Source organism: Paracidovorax avenae ATCC 19860 (genome assembly GCF_000176855.2).
Classification (GTDB): Bacteria; Pseudomonadota; Gammaproteobacteria; order Burkholderiales; family Burkholderiaceae_C; genus Paracidovorax; species Paracidovorax avenae.
On sequence record NC_015138.1, the window covers coordinates 2,666,741 to 2,684,105 of the forward strand.

Genomic DNA, 17,365 nt, shown 5'->3' on the forward strand with positions numbered 1-17,365 from the left:
CATGTTCGCGCCTGCACGTCACTCACTGTTGCCTGCAACCCCGAAAAAGCGCGGACATCGTTCCGCGTTTTTTTTCGCCTTCGCTTTTCTCGCGCATCCTCCCCCGTCGAACCCAAGGCTTCAGCACATGATCCGGATCACGCTTCCCGACAACTCCCAACGTGAATACGACGGCCCCGTCTCGGTGGCCGACGTGGCCCAGTCCATCGGGCCGGGACTCGCCAAGATGACCGTGGCAGGCAAGGTCGATGGCCGCCTGGTGGACGCCAGCGACGTGATCGACCACGACGCGCGCCTGCAGATCATCACCCCGCGGGACCAGGAAGGCGTGGAGATCATCCGCCACTCCTGCGCCCACCTGGTGGGCCATGCCGTCAAGCAGCTCTACCCCACGGCGAAGATGGTGATCGGCCCGGTGATCGAGGAAGGCTTCTACTACGACATCGCCTACGAGCGCCCCTTCACGCCCGAAGATCTCGCGGCGATCGAGCAGCGCATGAAGGAGCTCATCGCGCAGGACTACGACGTCGTCAAGAAGATGACGCCCCGCGACGAGGTGATCCAGGTCTTCCGCGAGCGCGGCGAGGAATACAAGCTGCGCCTCGTGGAGGACATGCCCGACGAGAAGGCCATGGGCCTGTACTACCACCAGGAATACGTGGACATGTGCCGCGGCCCCCATGTGCCGAACACGCGATTCCTGAAGGTGTTCAAGCTGACGCGCGTTTCCGGCGCCTATTGGCGCGGCGATGCCAAGAACGAGCAACTGCAGCGCATCTACGGCACCGCCTGGGCCGACAAGAAAGACCTGGAGGCGTACATCAAGCGCATCGAGGAGGCCGAAAAGCGCGACCACCGCCGCCTCGGCCGCGAGCTCGACCTGTTCCACATCGACGAGCACTCCCCCGGCACGGTCTTCTGGCACCCGAAGGGCTGGACGATCTGGCAGGGCGTGGAGCAGTACATGCGCCAGGTGTACCGCGACAACGGCTACCAGGAAGTCAAGGGCCCGCAGATCCTCGACAAGCACCTCTGGGAGAAGACGGGTCACTGGGACAAGTACCGCGAGAACATGTTCACGACCGAGAGCGAGAAGCACGACTACGCCCTCAAGCCGATGAACTGCCCCGGCCACATCCTGATCTTCAACCAGGGCGTGAAGAGCTACCGCGACCTGCCGCTGCGCTACGGCGAGTTCGGCCAGTGCCACCGCAACGAGCCCACGGGCGGCCTGCACGGCATCATGCGCGTGCGCGCCTTCACGCAGGACGATGGCCACATCTTCTGTACCGAAGACCAGATCCAGCAGGAGTGCATCAACTTCACGAGCCTGCTGCAGAAGGTCTACAAGGATTTCGGCTTCACCGACATCATCTACAAGGTGGCGACGCGCCCGGAAAAGCGCATCGGCTCGGAAGAAAGCTGGGACAAGGCCGAGAATGCCCTCATCGAAAGCCTGAAGGCTTCGGGCTGCGACTACCAGATCGCGGTGGGCGACGGTGCGTTCTATGGCCCGAAGCTCGAGTACACGCTGCGCGACGCGATCGGCCGCCACTGGCAATGCGGCACCATCCAGGTGGATCCGTCCATGCCGGAGCGCCTGGGAGCGGAGTACGTGGGTGAGGATGGCCAGCGCCACCGTCCCATCGTGCTGCACCGTGCCATCGTCGGCAGCCTGGAGCGTTTCATCGGCATCCTGATCGAGCAGCACGCGGGCGCGCTGCCCGTCTGGCTGGCCCCGGTGCAGGTGGCGGTGCTCAACATTACCGGCGCGCAGGACGATTACTGTCGCGAAATTGCCGCAAAGCTCCAAAAAGCGCTGCCGAATCAAGGCCTTAGGGTGGAGCTGGATCTGCGCAACGAGAAGATTACGTATAAAATACGAGAGCATTCGTTGCAAAAGCTGCCCTATATCCTCGTCGTGGGTGACAAGGAGAAGGCGGCTGGTGCCGTTGCCGTGCGGGCACGGGGTAACCGTGATCTGGGTGTGATGCCGCTGGAGGCGTTCATTTCCCTGATCGGGCAGGACATCGCCGACAAGGTCTGATGCATTGCCGGGTACGCCGCAGAGGTCCCGCCGCGCTGCGGCGTATCGCCACATTTTTCGTGGCTTGTTGATTGAAGGAATACAGCCATCGCTACTGAATTTCGTGACCGTCGCCAGCGCGAGGAGCGCAAGCACCGCCTGAACCGTGAAATCATGGCTCCCGAGGTTCGCCTCTCCGGGCCGGACAACGAGCCGCTCGGGGTGGTCAGCCTCATGGAAGCCCTCCGCATGGCGGGCGAGTTGGATGTGGACCTGGTGGAGATTGCCGCTACGGCCAACCCTCCCGTGTGCCGCCTTGTGGACTATGGAAAGTTCAAGTACCAAGAGCAGAAGCGCGCGGCCGAGGCCAAGGCCAAGCAGACGGTCATCGAAATCAAGGAAGTGAAGTTCCGTCCCGGTACGGACGACGGCGACTACAACATCAAGCTGCGCAACATCCGCCGTTTCCTCGCCGAAGGTGACAAGTGCAAGATCACGCTCCGCTTCCGCGGCCGTGAAATCACCCACCAGGAAATCGGCCTCGCGCTGCTCAATCGGATCCGCGACGACCTCGGGGACACGATCCTGGTCGAGCAGTTCCCGAAGCTCGAAGGGCGCCAGATGATCATGATGATCGCGCCCGGCAAGCGCAAGCCCGCCGCGAAGCCGGTGGCGGAAGGGGCCCAGGCCACCTGAGTGGCGGGCCAGGAGTGTCTCCGGATGCATGCAAGTGCATCCGGGCATGGCATGGGTTTCGTACCCTGCCGCGGCCGTCCATGGCGGCCGCAAAAGAAGTGGCTCGGGGCCTGCAAGTTTGCGGATGGGTCTGCAAACGCCTCGCGAGCACGACAAAAAGGAGCATTGAAATGCCCAAAATGAAGACCAAGAGCAGCGCGAAAAAGCGTTTCCGCGTTCGTCCCGGTGGCACCGTCAAGCGCGGTCAAGCCTTCAAGCGTCACATCCTGACCAAGAAGACCACCAAGAACAAACGCCATCTGCGTGGTGCGGTTACTGTGCACGAGACCAACATGGGCTCGATTTCACAGATGCTGCCCGGCATGGGCGTTTAATTTACTGACGAACAAGGAGTACACACATGCCTCGCGTCAAACGTGGTGTAACGGCACGCGCCCGTCACAAGAAAGTCCTGGCCCTCTCCAAGGGTTTCCGCGGCCGCCGCGGCAACGTCTTCCGCATCGCCAAGCAGGCGGTGATGAAGGCAGGCCAATACGCCTACCGTGACCGCCGTACCAAGAAGCGCGTGTTCCGCCAACTGTGGATCGCCCGTATCAATGCCGCTTCCCGCGAACTGGGCCTGACCTACAGCCAGTTCACGAACGGCCTGAAGAAGGCTGCCATCGAGATCGACCGCAAGATGCTGGCCGACCTCGCGGTGCACGACAAGGCTGCCTTCGGCAGCATCGTGGAACAAGTCAAGGTCAAGCTGGCCGCCGCTTGATCTCACGATCGGCAGCTATCCTCTCCGGGTAGCTGCCTGCGCAACAACAGCAAGGGCTAGGGCTTGAAAAGGCGCTAGCCCTTGTTTATTTCTCCAAGACGACAAAGAGTTGGTATGAACGAGCTGGATTCCCTGGTAGATGCCGCCCGCAGGATGTTCGCGGACGCGGCCACGCCCACCGACCTGGAAAATGCCAAGGCCCAGTTCCTGGGCAAGGCCGGGCGTGTGACCGAACTCCTCAAGGGCCTGGCCCAGCTGCCTGTCGAGGAGAAGAAGTCCCGGGGAGCCGCGGTGAACGTGGCCAAGCAGGCCATCGAGCAGGCCCTGAACGAGCGCCGCCAGGCCCTGGCCGACGCCGAGCTGCAGGCGCAGCTGCAGGCCGAGGCGCTCGACGTGACGCTGCCCGGACGCCAGCGGGGGCAGGGCGGCCTGCATCCCGTCTCGCTCACCCTGGAGCGCATCGAGGGCATCTTCGGATCCATGGGTTTCGACGTGGCGGACGGCCCGGAAATCGAATCCGACTGGTTCAACTTCACGGCATTGAACACGCCGGAGGACCATCCCGCGCGGTCGATGCACGACACCTTCTATGTGGAGGGCGGCACGGCGTCCGCCCCGCTGCTGCTGCGCACGCACACCAGCCCGATGCAGATCCGCCATGCCGTCCAGCATGTGAAGAAGCACCGCGCGCTGCTGGACGCCGGCCAGCCCATGCCCGAGATCCGCGTGATCGCCCCGGGCCGCACCTACCGGGTGGACAGCGATGCCACGCATTCGCCGATGTTCCACCAGTGCGAAGGGCTCTGGATCGGCGAGAACGTCAGCTTCAAGGACCTGAAGGTCGTGTTCACCGCCTTCTGCCGCACCTTCTTCGAAAGTGACGACCTGGTGCTGCGGTTCCGCCCGAGCTTCTTCCCGTTCACCGAACCGAGCGCCGAAATCGACATCCAGTTCCAGGATGGTCCGCTGGCAGGCCGCTGGCTGGAAGTGGCGGGCTCCGGGCAGGTGCATCCCAACGTGGTGCGCAACATGGGGCTCGATCCCGAGAAGTACATCGGTTTCGCATTCGGCATGGGCCCAGACCGCCTGACCATGCTGCGCTACGGCGTCAACGACCTGCGCCTGTTCTTCGACGGCGACATCCGCTTCCTCTCGCAGTTCCAGTAAGCGCTGAACCCCTTTTCGACTTCGCCGCGCGGGCCCGGCCCCTGCGGCGCCGGCCGCTCCTTTTGAACCGACTATGCAATTTCCTGAATCCTGGCTGCGCGAATTCTGCAACCCGCCCCTGTCCACGGCAGAGCTGGCCGAAACCCTCACCATGGCGGGCCTGGAGGTGGAGGACCTGTCCCCCGTCGCGCCCCCGTTTCACGGGGTGGTGGTGGGCGAGATCAAGGAAGCGGTGCAGCATCCCAATGCCGACCGGCTGCGGGTGTGCCAGGTCGATGTCGGCCAGCCCACTCTGCTGAACATCGTCTGCGGTGCGTCCAACGCCCGCGTGGGCATCAAGGTGCCCTGCGCCACGGTAGGGGCTGAACTGCCTCCGGGCGAGGACGGCAAGCCTTTCGCCATCAAGGTGGGCAAGCTCCGCGGCGTGGAGAGCCAGGGCATGCTCTGCTCCGCGCGCGAACTCAAGCTCTCGGAAGACCATGAGGGCCTGCTCGAGCTGCCGGCGGATGCGCCGGTGGGGCAGGACATCCGCCAGTACCTCACCCTCGACGACACGCTGTTCACGCTCAAGCTCACGCCCAACCTGGCCCACGCCCTGAGCGTGTACGGCATCGCGCGCGAAGTTTCAGCGTTGACGGGCGCACCGCTGCGCGAGCCCGTGTTCGCCGCGGCTCCGGTGGGCAGCGCCGACGTGCTGCCCGTCAAGATCAGTGCACCGGACCTGTGCGGACGTTTCTCCGGCCGCGTGGTGCGCCACATCAACGCGAAAGCGTCCACGCCCCGCTGGATGCTGGACCGACTCGCGCGCTGCGGCCAGCGCAGCGTATCGCCGCTGGTGGACATCTCCAACTATGTGATGTTCGAGCTGGGCCGGCCTTCGCACATCTTCGACCTGGAGAAGATCCATGGCGGGCTGGACGTGCGCTGGGGCCGCGAAGGCGAGTCACTGAAGCTGCTCAATGGCGCCACGGTCGATGTCGATGGCCAGGTCGGCGTGATCTCCGACGAACGGCAGGTGGAGTCGCTGGCTGGCATCATGGGCGGGGACGCCACCGCGGTGTCCGACGATACGCGCCACATCTACATCGAGGCGGCCTTCTGGTGGCCCAAGGCGGTGGCAGGCCGGTCGCGCCGCTTCAACTTCTCCACTGATGCGGGCCATCGCTTCGAACGCGGCGTGGACCCGCGGTTGACGGTGGAGCACATCGAGCGCATCACGCAACTGGTGCTTGAGATCTGCGGCACGCCCGAGACGGTCTGCGGCCCGATCGATGACCAGGCACCGAACCTGCCGCAAGCCCGGCCGGTGACGCTGCGGGTCGAGCGTGCGGCCAAGGTGATCGGCATGCCGCTCACGCTGGCGCAGTGCGCCGATGCCCTGCGCAAGCTCGGGTTGCATCCGCAAGAGGGTGAAGGGCGCCTCACGGTCACGCCGCCGTCCTATCGTTTCGACATCGCGATCGAGGAGGACCTGATCGAGGAAGTGGTGCGCATCGTAGGCTATGGCCAACTGCCCGAGACGCCTCCGCTCGCCCCGATCACTCCCAAGCTGCGGCGTGAAGACCGGCGCAGCGCATTCGCGGTGCGGCGGGAGCTGGCTGCCCTCGGCTACCAGGAAACCATCAATTTCAGCTTCGTGGAAGAGCAGTGGGAGCGTGACCTCGCGGGCAATGCAGAACCCATTCGCCTGCTCAATCCCATCGCCAGCCAGATGAGCGTCATGCGCTCGTCGCTGCTGGGATCGCTGCTGCAGGTACTGAAGTTCAACCTCGACCGCAAGGCACCCCGGGTGCGCGTGTTCGAACTGGGCCGCGTGTTCCTGCGCGATGCGGGCGTGGCCAGCTCCGACACCACGGTCGAAGGTTTCCACCAGCCCATGCGTGTCGCGGGCGCGGCCTACGGAGCAGGGGATGTGCTGCAGTGGAGCCGCAAGGACGATGCCGTGGACTTCTTCGACGTGAAGGGTGACGTGGAAGCGCTGCTCGCTCCACGCAAGGCCGTGTTCGAGCCCGCCGAGCATCCGGCGTTGCACCCCGGACGTTGCGCGCGCGTGCTGCTGGAAGGGCGCAGCATCGGCTTCATTGGCGAGCTGCACCCCAAGTGGCGCCAGCAATGGGATTTCGCGCAGGCTCCGGTGCTGTTCGAACTCGAGCTGGATGCGGTGCTGGCGCGAGATGTCCCGCGGTTCGCCGCGGTGGGCAAGCAGCAGGCCGTGGAACGTGACATCGCCATCGTCGTGTCCGAGCAGACGACCCATGCGGACGTGATGCGCGTAGTCGGCAGCGCGCTGCCCGCGACGCGCCTGCGCTCGGCGGTGCTCTTCGACGTGTTCCGGCCCAAGCGCGGCAAGGATGGCGAGCCCGTGGCCGGCTTTGCCCCCGGAGAGAAAAGCTTCGCGGTGCGACTGGCCCTGGGCGACGGCGTGACGGCGCTCACCGACGCGGAGATCGACGAATCGCTGCAGGCGGTGTTGCAGAAGCTGGAGCAGCAACTGGGGGCGCGACTGCGGTGATGACTTTGACCAACACTTCCAAGGGCTCGGACATGATGGAACTGGCCGTGGAGAGCCTGGAGACGCCTGCGCTGACCAAGGCGCAGCTCGCTGAACTGCTGTTCGACCAGATCGGCCTGAACAAGCGCGAGTCCAAGGACATGATCGATGCGTTCTTCGACCTGATCGCGCAGCGCCTGGTGGACGGCCAGGACGTGAAGATTTCCGGGTTCGGGAATTTCCAGATACGCACCAAGGCACCGCGCCCGGGGCGTAACCCGCGTACGGGGGAAGCCATTCCGATCCAGGCGCGCCGGGTAGTCACCTTCCATGCCAGCACCAAGCTGAAGGAGCAGATCCAGGGCGGCGGGTCGTCCGCCGCCTGACGAGGGTGGGGCGCGTACACCGGCTGTCACTTGACTGAGCCGCTGGCGCGTTCCCCGGCCCTGCAGTACCCTTCCCGCCGTCCGCCTTCACCCTTTGCGCACTTCCATGGGCACGCCGCTTCCTTCCATTCCCGCGAAAAGGTACTTCACCATTGGCGAAGTCGCCGAGCTGTGCGGAGTCAAGCCCCATGTGCTGCGGTACTGGGAGCAGGAGTTCACGCAGCTGCGCCCCATGAAGCGCAGGGGAAACCGCAGGTACTACCAGCATCACGAGGTGCTGATGATCCGGCGCATCCGGGAGTTGCTGTATGACCAGGGTTTCACGATCAGTGGCGCGCGCAACCGCCTGCAGGAGGTGGACAGCCATGGAGAGGGTGACGATGGTGAAGCGTCCGTGGCGACGGGCGGTGCAGGCGCTGACGCTGAGCGCGGCGGCCTGTCCCTGGAAGGGATGCGGAAAGAATTATTGGAAATTCGTGCACTTTTGTCCGGCCACTGATTTTTTGCCTATATAATCTAAGTCTTGTCGGCGTGTAGCGCAGCCTGGTAGCGCACTTGCATGGGGTGCAAGGGGTCGCGAGTTCGAATCCCGCCACGCCGACCATTGATGTGAGAGGCCCAGCTTTGAAAGAAGCTGGGCCTTTTTTCTTTTCCGGGGCCCGTGCTCCAGACTTCGCTTCAGGGCGGCTGGCGCTGTCCGGCGCTGCGTCCGTCCGCAATCAAAAAAAGGCCCGGTGCAACGCACCGGGCCTTGTCGCTTTCGGCCTCATGCATAGGCCCCGGGCTACTGTCAGATGCGTCCCATCAGCAGCAGGATGAGCAGAATCACCACGACCAGGCCCACGCCGCCGCTGGGCCCATAGCCCCAGGAGCGGCTGTGCCCCCAGGTCGGGAGCACACCGATCAGGATGAGGATCAGGATGATGAGCAGGATGAGGGAGATCGACATGGTGTTGCCCTTCCGTGTGTTGTGGAGAGATGGTGTGAGGCATTGTTGAAGGGGGCACGGGAGCGGGCGGCAGGCCGGAAGCGCTCGCGGGCGTAGGAGGGAATCGACGCAACTGGCGCAGGTGCTTGCTGTTTCGCGTGCCTGGGAGCAGCTTCGCGGTGGCCGCGCGCGGATATGCCGGTCCCCGCACACACTGGTGCCCAACCCAGACTCATTACCCTCGATTCCATGAACGCACGCACCGGCGCTCTTTCGTCACCGTTGTCAGCCCTGCGCCCCCCGTTGTCCCAGGCGGCGGATGCCGCATCGCCGCAGTCGCGGCCGGAATCGCGCAAGGGGCCGGAAACTCCGGTGGGTTTGACGGCTCGCAAGCGCACGGCATCCAGCGCCGGACTCGATGCATTGCCACCGCGCAGCCAGTTGCGCGCAAGTCCTTCAGGCGTGGGTGGCAGTTCGCCGCTCAAGCGACAGCGCACATCAGACAACCCGGCAGACACGCCGGCAGTGGCCATGCACCCTGATGGGGAGAAAGCTCCCGGCAGCGGAGCGGCCCTATCGTCGGGACAAGGTCGCCCCGCAACGGCGCCAACGCTGCATGGTTCGGCTGGCGAGACGCTGCAAATCCTCAAGCCGTCCGGCAGCGAATTCCATGGGCATACAGGCACGGACATGCCACCCGAGGTGGACAATGGACCGCCGCATGCCGGCGGGCCGGAGTTCACCATGCCGCACTTCGCGCCGAAGCCGTCCCAACCGCATTTCGGCCAGGGGGACAATGACCCGGAAGACGGCGAAGATGGACCTCACCGTGCTGACGGCTCCACGCGCAAGGCCATCACGGCGCAGGAGCAGCAGATGGCGAACCAGAATGCGCTCACTGAAGCCTCCGTGCGTGCACAGATGCAGGCTGCGCTCAACGAATTCACGATGAAGAGCATGGAAGCCCTGGCCAAAGCGATCAAGTCGATGGCCAAGGCTGTGGCCGATCTGGTCAGCTGACCTGCCCAGTGCGGCACTGCTGCAAGCGGGCGTGTGGCGGTTCGTGGAATGCGTGATACCCGCCGATCGGACCGTTGATTGGCACAGGGAGCGTGTGAGCGCGGCATGCCGCCGAATTGATCCGGGCACGCGAGGCGCTGGTGTCGCTGTCCGCGGTCAGGCCTATTTCCGACAGGCGGGGACCTCCAGGACTGGCCACAATGCGCCATGGCGACCGAAAAACAGAAAATGCTGGCCGGCGAGCTCTACCATGCCGGCGATCCGGAACTGCAGGCCGACATGGCCGCCGCGCGCCGCTGGATGGCGCGGTACAACGACATGGCGGCCCACGCCAGCCTGGATGCGCGCGGGCGGCACATGCTGCTGCTGGAGGGCCTCGGGTCCGTCGGAGAAGGCACGGCGGTGCGGCCGCCATTCCATTGCGACTACGGTTTCAACATCCACCTGGGATCGGGTGTGTTCCTGAATTTCAACTGCGTGATCCTCGATGTGGTGGAAGTGCACATCGGCGACGGAACGCAGATCGGGCCCGGCGTGCAGATCTATGCGGCGGACCATCCCCGCGACGCAGCCACCCGTGCCACCGGGCTGGAGTCGGGCCGGCCGGTGCGCATCGGCCGCGACGTCTGGATCGGCGGCGGGGCGATCCTGCTGCCGGGCATCACGGTGGGGGATGGAGCGGTGATCGGCGCGGGCAGCGTCGTCACGCGCGATGTGGCGGCCGGCGCCACCGTGGGCGGCAATCCCGCGCGGCCGCTGCGCCCCCGCTGAGCCACCGCTGAGAGGTACGCCGCGAGACCGCCGTACCGCGGATTTCCTCGCAGCGGCGTTCAGGTGCCGTCCGGCTCTCCCAGGAAGCCGCCGCTCTGGTGCGCCCACAGCCGGGCATATACGCCGCCCTGGGCCAGCAGTTCGGCATGCGTGCCCTGCTCGGCGATGCGGCCGGCGTCGAGCACGATGAGCCGGTCCAGCGCCGCGATGGTGGAGAGGCGGTGGGCGATGGCGATGACGGTCTTGCCCTGCATCAGGGTATCCAGGCTCTGCTGGATGGCGGCTTCCACTTCCGAATCGAGCGCGCTCGTGGCCTCGTCCAGCAATAGGATGGGCGCATCCTTGAGCATGACCCGGGCGATGGCCACGCGCTGGCGCTGGCCACCCGACAGCTTCACTCCGCGCTCGCCCACCTGCGCGTCGTAGCCGCTGCGGCCCTGCAGGTCGGTGAGCTGGTCGATGAAAGCGGCGGCTTCCGCGCGTTCCGCAGCCTCGTGCATCTGCGCGTCCGTGGCATCGGGGCGGCCGTAGAGGATGTTGTCGCGCATCGATCGATGCAGCAGGGAGGTGTCCTGCGTGACCATGCCGATGGACTGGCGAAGGCTGTCCTGGGTCACGTGGGCGATGTCCTGGCCATCGATGAGCACGCGGCCAGCCTGCACGTCGTGGAAGCGCAGCAGCAGGTTCACGAGCGTGGACTTGCCCGCACCGGAGCGTCCGATGAGGCCGATGCGCTCGCCAGGCCGTATGGTCAGGTGCAGGTCGTCGATCACCGGGCGGCCCGGCTGGTAGCCGAAGGTCACGCCCTCGAACTTCACCTCGCCGCGCGTCACCGCCAGGGGGCGGGCGTCCGGTGCGTCCACCACGGTGCGGGGGCGGGTGAGGGTGTTGATGCCGTCCTGGATGGTGCCGACGCTCTCGAACAGCGTGGTCACTTCCCACATGACCCAGTGCGCATGGCCCGACACCCGCAGCGCCATGGCCGTGACCGCCGCCACCGCGCCAGCGCCCACCTGGCCCATCGACCAGAGCCACAGCGCCGTGCCGCAGGCTCCCAGGATCATGGCCACGACCAGCACATGGTTGACGATCTCGAAGGTGCTGACGAGACGCATCTGCGCATAGCCCGTATGCTTGAAGGCATCCATGGCCGCGCGGGCGAATTCCGCCTCGCGCCGCGTGTGGGAGAACAGCTTGACGGTGGCGATGTTGGTGTAGGCGTCGGTGATGCGGCCCGTCATCACGGAACGGGCATCGGCCTGCGCCTTGCCCACCTTGCCCAGCCGGGGCACGAAGTACCAGCAGGCTGCGGCGTAGCACAGCACCCACAGCGCGAAGGGCACGAGCAGCCTGGCATCGAAGCCGGCGGCCAGTGCAAGGATGGTGACCAGGTAGACGCCCATTCCGATCACCACATCGGTGGTCGTGAAGATCATGTCGCGCACGGCCAGCGCCGTCTGCATGATCTTGGTGGTGATGCGGCCGGCGAACTCGTCCGCATAGAAGGACATGCTCTGGCCGAGCATCAGGCGGTGGAAGTTCCAGCGCAACCGCAGCGGGAAGTTGATGGCGAGCACCTGGTGCTTCACGCTCGTCTGCAGGACCACCAGGCCGATGCTGGCCGCCATCAGGCCGACGATCAGCCAGAGCGCGCCCCGGTGCCCGGTCCAGAGACTGTCGGGAGCCGTTCCGGACAGCCAGTCCACCAGGTGCCCCAGCACCGAGAACAGGAGCGCCTCATAGACGGCGATGGCCGCGGACAGACCCGCCATCGCCATCACATGGCCGCGCAGGCCTTGCGTGCAGGCCCACACGAAAGCCATGAAACCCTTGGGTGGCAGGGTGGGTTCGGTGGAGGGGTAGGGGGGGACGCGGTTTTCGAAGTACTGGAACACGGGCAGGCTCACTCCTGATCAGGCCGCAATGGTAGGTGTGCTGCGCGCCGCACATGCGGGAGGGGTCAATCGGCGCCATGTAGGCCAAGGTCGCGTTCTGGGCGGCAAGGGCCATTCCTGCCCATGGCCACGGCCGGGTTCCCTAGAATCCGCGTCCGGCAGGCGGCAGCGCCCCTGCGAGAGAACCATACAACAGCGCGCGCCGGGGGCTGTCCTGGCGGCCGCGCACAGAAAGGAATCGCTTTCCATGCTGACAATGGCCCATCCCGGGTGGACGTGGGGCGTGATCGCCGTCGCCACCGCCGCCGTCATCCTGCGGCCCGCGCGCGTTCCCGAGGCCGTGTGGGCCGTGGGGGGCGCCCTCGTGCTCGCCGTGTCCGGCCTGCTGCCCTGGGCGGAGGCATGGAAAGGCGTGCTGCGTGGACACGACGTGTATCTGTTCCTGGCCGGCATGATGCTGCTGTCGGAAATGGCACGCCGCGAAGGAGTGTTCGACTGGCTGGCCGTCGAGGCGGCACGCCGGGCGCGGGGCTCCGGCGAGCGCCTCTTCGCATGGGTTTTCGGTGTCGGCACGCTCGTGACCGCGACGCTGTCCAACGACGCCACGGCCGTCGTGCTCACGCCGGCGGTGATTGCCGTGGCACGGGCCGTCGGCGCGGCGCCCCTGCCGTATCTGTTGATCTGCGCCTTCGTGGCCAACGCGGCCAGTTTTCTCCTGCCCATCTCCAATCCGGCCAACCTGGTCCTTTGGGGTGGAGGGCAGATGCCGTCGCTGCCCCATTGGCTGGCATTGTTCGGCCTGCCGTCCGTCGCGGCGATCGGTTCCACCTACTGGGTCCTGAAATGGCGCGTCCGGCGGGACATCGACCGGCCCGTGGCCGCCGAGGTGCCAGCCCGTCCGCTGGGTGCCGGCGGCCGCCTGGCCGCTGCAGGGCTGGCGGTGTCGGCGGTAGTACTCGTGGGGTGCGCCTGGTGGCGGATTCCGCTGGGCGCCCCGACGCTGGGGGCGGCTCTGCTGACATTGGTGTTGCTGCGGGCGGGCTGCGGCCACCAGGTGGGGCCGGTGTTGAAGTCGGTGTCCTGGGGCGTGCTGCCCCTGGTGGCCGGGCTCTTCGTTTTCGTGCAGGCACTGGAAGTCACCGGGGTGGTGGGACACCTGGCCCGCATGCTGGCCGAGGCAGCGGCGGCCGCGCCGCTGGCCGCAGGCCCGGTGCTCGGCGCGCTGCTCGGCTTCGGCGCCAATTTGGTGAACAACCTGCCGGCCGGCCTGCTGGCCGGTGCCGCCCTGGAAACCGCCCATGCCGCAGAGCCGCTGCGGGCCGCAGCACTCATCGGTGTCGATCTCGGCCCCAACCTTTCCATCACCGGCTCGCTCGCGACCCTCCTGTGGCTGGCGGCTCTGCGGCGCGAAGGCATCGAGGTGAGCGCGCTGCAGTTCCTGAAGTTCGGCGCCTGGGTGATGCCCCCGGCGCTCGCGGCAGCTCTCCTGGTGCTCATGGGCATGACGGCCGCCGGGCTGTAGGCCGCTGGCGCCCGCCCGGGCCTCCCGGCAGCACAGTGAATACCCATGAAAGCTATGGAGGAGGGGTAGATGATTGTCACAAAAAAGCCCAAACGGCCCCGGCTCGCAAAAACGGCGGTCCGTTGAAGCTATCCTCAGACGTTTCATCCCATCCCGCTGTGCCGCATCCACGTGCTCCGCGCGTGTTCCGTTTTCCGCCGCCCATGCCTTCGCCCATCGCTTTGCGCCTGCCTGCACGGTTTCCGTGGCTGGGCATTTCCGCGGTGCTGCTGGCCCTGGGCGTGGGTGCCGGGCTCTGGCAATGGCAGCGGACGTCGGTGGACGCCATTGCGCAGGCGCGTTTCGAGCGCAAGGCGTCTGCGGCCACCGTCGCGCTCGAGACCCATGTCGGACGCTACCTCGGGCTGCTCACCGGGGTGCGCGGGCTCTTCATCGCCAATCCCCACCTGACCCGTGCCGAGTTCGACAATGCCTTGCGCGAACTGCGGCTCTGGCCCCAGTACGCAGGTATCGTCAATCTGGCGTTCACGCGCTACGTACTGAGCGCCGACAGGGCCGCATTCGAAGCGTCGGTGCGGGCCGATGCCTCCCTGGCCGCGGACGGCATGCCACCGTTCGCCATCCGCCCGGAAGGCGATCGCCCGGACTACTACATCGCGGACTACGTGTGGCCGCGGTCGGGCAACATGGGAGTCGTGGGGCTGGACATCGGGGCCGTGCCTGCCACCATGGAGTCCGTGCGCTACAGCCGCGACAGCGGCAGCGCCATCGCTTCCGCCCCCTATGACATGCTGCAGGCCTCCGAGCACCGGTCTGCATTCAGCCTGCGCCTGCCGGTGTTCACCGACGGCGCGGGAGGCGGCCAGCGTTATGTGGGTTCCGTGGCGGCCGCGATACGTTTCCATGACCTGGTCAGCGCGCTGCGCGAGGAGGGGCGCCTCACAGGGCTGGACCTGGGTGTGCAGGATGTCGGTTCGGTACGGGGCGCACCGCCCGCTGGCACCCGGTCGATGCTGGAACTGCCTGCCACGGCGTCCGGCGCGCATCGCTACGAGCGCGAGCTGCAGATCTACGACCGGCGGTGGAAGCTGACGTTCGTTTCGCAAAACAGCTTCCTGTCGCCTGCCGAGCAGGCGGTGCCCTGGCTGGCCGCAACAGGAGGAGCGCTGGCCACGTTGCTGCTGGTGCTTCTGGCGGCCTCCTGGCGCTGGCGGCACGCCGCGCTGAAAGATCCTTTCCAGACGCTGTTCGACCAGGCCGCGGTGGGGGTGGCGCAGGTGGATACAGCAACGCGGCGCTTCGTGCGCGCGAATGCGCGCTTCTGCCAGATCCTGGGCTATGAACCGCAGGAACTGCTGGCACTCACCGTGCGCGACGTGACCCACCAGGACGACCAGGCCGAGACCGAGGCCGTGATCGACCGCCTCGCGGCGGGTGGGCAGCAGGAATACCGGTACGAGAAGCGCTACCGCCGCAAGGACGGCCAGATGGTCTGGGCGGAACTGCGTCTGGCGCCGATGCGCAACGACCGCAGGCAGCCGGCCCAGCACATCGCCGTGGTACAGGACATCAGCGACCGCAAGCAAATGGAAGCGGCGCAGCGCGACAGCGAAGCGCGGCTGCGGCAGATTCTCTACCGCCTGCCGGTGGGGGTCTGCCTCGTCGCGCGGGACGGAACACTGAGCTTCCGCAACGAGCGCTTCGAGCAGATCTGCCGCCATGCCGACGCAGTGCCTTCCACGGTGCGGGAGTGGTGGGAGGCGGTGCAGCCGGACGCGCTGCGCCGGGAGCAGGCCATGGCGGACTGGGACGCCGCGTGCACTGCCGCACGGGCCGGCGACGGCACGCTGCCGTCCCGCGAATACGCCATCACCTGCGGCGATGGCTCCGTGCGCACGGTGGACATGGCCGGGGTGTTGCTGGACGGTGCCTGCCTCATCACGATGGTGGACCTGAGCCAGCACAAGGCCGCTGAGGAGGAGATCCACTACCTGGCCTACTACGATCCCCTGACGCAGCTTCCCAATCGGCGGCTGCTGGTGGACCGGCTGCAGCAGGCACTGGCTGCCAGCGTGCGCCGCGGACGGTGCGGCGCGGTGCTCATGCTGGATCTGGACAATTTCAAGACCCTCAACGAGACGCAGGGGCACGAGCGCGGCGACATGCTCCTGCGCCAGGTGGCCCAGCGCCTGCGTGGCTGCGTGCAGAACGAGGACACGGTGGCGCGGCACGGGGGCGACGAGTTCGTCGTGGTGCTGGAAGACCTGGGCCAGAGCCCGCAGGGCGCGGCTGCCCGGGCGGAAGAGATGGGGCAGAAGATCCTGGCGGCGATGCGCCATCCGTTCATGCTGGAGGGCGAGGCCCACCATACGACGTTGAGCATGGGCGTGACCGTGTTCCAGGGAGCGCGGGAGACGGTGGACGAGTTGCTGCAGCGCACGGACCTCGCCATGTACCAGGCCAAGGCCAGTGGCCGCAATGCACTGAGGTTCTACGATCCGCAGATGCAGGCATCGGTGGCTGCGCGTGCGGCCCTGGAAACCGACCTGCGGGACGGCCTGGGCCGTGGCGAGTTCGAGCTGTTCTACCAACCCCAGGTGCACCACGGCCACATCGTGGGAGCCGAGGCCCTGCTGCGGTGGCGCCATCCGGCCCGCGGTTTCGTCTCGCCTGGCGAGTTCATTCCGCTCGCGGAGGAAACCGGGCTCATCCTTCCCCTGGGGGAATGGGTGCTGCGCGCAGCATGCGAGCGGCTGGCCCAATGGTCGCGCCATCCGGTGCTGTCCCAGATCAGCCTGTCGGTGAACGTGAGCGCACGGCAGTTCCACCAGGGTGGATTCGTCGGGCAGGTGCTCGCGGCGCTGGCGGGCACGGGCGCGGAAGGGCGCCGCCTCAAGCTCGAGATGACCGAAAGTCTCCTGCAGCAGGACCTGGAAGACACCATCCAGAAGATGCAGCAGTTGCGCGCCTATGGCGTGGGATTTTCCCTGGACGATTTCGGTACCGGGTATTCGTCGCTGGCCTACCTCAAGCGCCTTCCGCTCGATGAGCTCAAGATCGACCAGAGCTTCGTGCGCGACGTGCTCACCGATCCGAACGATGCCTCCATTGCCCGGACCATCGTCGCCCTGGGAACCAGCCTGGGCCTGCGGGTGATCGCCGAAGGCGTGGAGACGGAGGCCCAGCGCGTTTTCCTGGAGCGCAACCATTGCCACGCCTGGCAAGGGTATCTGTTGAGTCGCCCGGTGAGTGCGGACGACTTCGAGCATCTGGTCCTTTCGTTCCCGCCAAAGGATGCAGCTGTCGCGTCTCCGCGAACGGAATGAGGTGGCAGGCGTGGCGGAGCTCAAGATCCTCGTGCTGTACGCCGTGACGGCGCTGGCGGAAATCGCGGGATGCTACCTGCCGTGGCTGTGGCTGCGCCAGGACCGCAGTGCCTGGCTCCTGGTGCCGGGGGCTGCGTGCCTGGCCCTGTTCGCCTGGCTTCTCACCCTGCATCCTGCTGCAGCCGGACGTGTCTATGCCGCCTATGGCGGGGTGTACGTGGCCGTGGCGCTGGGATGGCTCTGGGCGGTGGACGGCATCCGGCCCGACCGCTGGGATCTCGCCGGCGCGGCGGTGACGCTGGCGGGCATGGCCATCATCGCCTTCGCGCCCCGCGGCGCGGCGTGAAGCCGGCCCTCGGCCCCCGGCCGCCGGG

At 66.5% G+C, this 17,365-nt stretch carries 15 protein-coding genes and 1 tRNA gene; 14 read left to right on the top strand and 2 right to left on the bottom strand.

Translation table 11 applies throughout. From position 1 onward, the window contains the following. Nucleotides 1–127 precede the first annotated feature (127 nt). From thrS to ACAV_RS11815, 9 genes are all read left to right on the top strand, one after another. On the top strand, nt 128–2,047 hold the full coding sequence (gene thrS / locus ACAV_RS11775) for a threonine--tRNA ligase (protein WP_013594798.1): 1,920 nt from the start codon (nt 128–130) through the stop codon (nt 2,045–2,047). A gap of 87 nt (nt 2,048–2,134) precedes the next feature. Continuing rightward, nucleotides 2,135–2,722, top strand: a complete 588-nt coding sequence (gene infC / locus ACAV_RS11780) for a translation initiation factor IF-3 (RefSeq protein ID WP_081463125.1) — start codon at nt 2,135–2,137, stop codon at nt 2,720–2,722. Nucleotides 2,723–2,892: 170 nt separating this feature from the next. Then, nucleotides 2,893–3,096 (top strand): 50S ribosomal protein L35, encoded by a 204-nt coding sequence (rpmI, locus tag ACAV_RS11785; protein ID WP_013594800.1) that lies wholly within the window; start codon nt 2,893–2,895, stop codon nt 3,094–3,096. Nucleotides 3,097–3,122: 26 nt separating this feature from the next. Further along, nucleotides 3,123–3,485 carry a 50S ribosomal protein L20 gene (gene rplT, locus ACAV_RS11790; RefSeq protein WP_013594801.1) on the top strand — a complete coding sequence of 121 codons (363 nt, stop codon included), beginning with the start codon at nt 3,123–3,125 and terminating at the stop codon, nt 3,483–3,485. Between the two features lie 114 nt (nt 3,486–3,599). Then, nucleotides 3,600–4,652, top strand: a complete 1,053-nt coding sequence (pheS, locus tag ACAV_RS11795; protein WP_011795944.1) for a phenylalanine--tRNA ligase subunit alpha — start codon at nt 3,600–3,602, stop codon at nt 4,650–4,652. 73 nt (nt 4,653–4,725) lie between these two features. Further along, nucleotides 4,726–7,164 carry a phenylalanine--tRNA ligase subunit beta gene (gene pheT, locus ACAV_RS11800; protein WP_013594802.1) on the top strand — a complete coding sequence of 813 codons (2,439 nt, stop codon included), beginning with the start codon at nt 4,726–4,728 and terminating at the stop codon, nt 7,162–7,164. Beyond that, on the top strand, nt 7,164–7,529 hold the full coding sequence (locus tag ACAV_RS11805; RefSeq protein ID WP_013594803.1) for an integration host factor subunit alpha: 366 nt from the start codon (nt 7,164–7,166) through the stop codon (nt 7,527–7,529). Before pheT ends, ACAV_RS11805 begins: the two co-directional genes overlap by 1 nt. Nucleotides 7,530–7,635: 106 nt before the next feature. Further along, nucleotides 7,636–8,028 (top strand): MerR family transcriptional regulator, encoded by a 393-nt coding sequence (locus ACAV_RS11810; RefSeq protein WP_013594804.1) that lies wholly within the window; start codon nt 7,636–7,638, stop codon nt 8,026–8,028. A gap of 28 nt (nt 8,029–8,056) precedes the next feature. Next, nucleotides 8,057–8,133 (top strand) — tRNA-Pro (locus ACAV_RS11815). Nucleotides 8,134–8,319: 186 nt separating this feature from the next. Here ACAV_RS11815 and ACAV_RS24100 read toward each other — a convergent pair. Continuing rightward, a complete protein-coding gene (locus tag ACAV_RS24100) occupies nt 8,320–8,478 on the bottom strand; it encodes a DUF3309 family protein (RefSeq protein WP_011795940.1) in 159 nt (52 codons plus the stop codon). Nucleotides 8,479–8,706: 228 nt separating this feature from the next. On the opposite strand from ACAV_RS24100, the gene ACAV_RS25085 reads away from it, so the two are divergent. Together ACAV_RS25085 and ACAV_RS11825 are read left to right on the top strand one after the other, a co-directional pair. Further along, nucleotides 8,707–9,477, top strand: coding sequence for a hypothetical protein (locus ACAV_RS25085; RefSeq protein ID WP_244875540.1), 771 nt, complete (start codon nt 8,707–8,709; stop codon nt 9,475–9,477). 207 nt (nt 9,478–9,684) lie between these two features. Next, on the top strand, nt 9,685–10,248 hold the full coding sequence (locus tag ACAV_RS11825) for a sugar O-acetyltransferase (protein ID WP_013594806.1): 564 nt from the start codon (nt 9,685–9,687) through the stop codon (nt 10,246–10,248). A 59-nt stretch (nt 10,249–10,307) separates the two neighbouring features. Here the strand turns inward: ACAV_RS11825 and ACAV_RS11830 are convergent, their stop codons facing one another. Continuing rightward, complete coding sequence (locus ACAV_RS11830) at nt 10,308–12,143, bottom strand: ABC transporter ATP-binding protein (RefSeq protein ID WP_013594807.1); 1,836 nt, start codon at nt 12,141–12,143, stop codon at nt 10,308–10,310. A gap of 247 nt (nt 12,144–12,390) precedes the next feature. Here ACAV_RS11830 and ACAV_RS11835 point away from each other — a divergent pair, with 247 nt between their 5' ends. The 3 genes from ACAV_RS11835 (at nt 12,391) to ACAV_RS11845 (ending at nt 17,337) form a co-directional block, all read left to right on the top strand. Continuing rightward, complete coding sequence (locus tag ACAV_RS11835; protein WP_013594808.1) at nt 12,391–13,665, top strand: arsenic transporter; 1,275 nt, start codon at nt 12,391–12,393, stop codon at nt 13,663–13,665. Nucleotides 13,666–13,868: 203 nt separating this feature from the next. Then, nucleotides 13,869–16,991, top strand: a complete 3,123-nt coding sequence (locus ACAV_RS11840) for a bifunctional diguanylate cyclase/phosphodiesterase (protein ID WP_013594809.1) — start codon at nt 13,869–13,871, stop codon at nt 16,989–16,991. After that, entirely contained in the window at nt 16,960–17,337 is a 378-nt protein-coding gene (locus ACAV_RS11845) for a YnfA family protein (RefSeq protein WP_013594810.1), read from the top strand. The genes ACAV_RS11840 and ACAV_RS11845 overlap by 32 nt, the downstream gene beginning before the upstream one ends. The last annotated feature ends 28 nt before the right edge of the window (nt 17,338–17,365 follow it).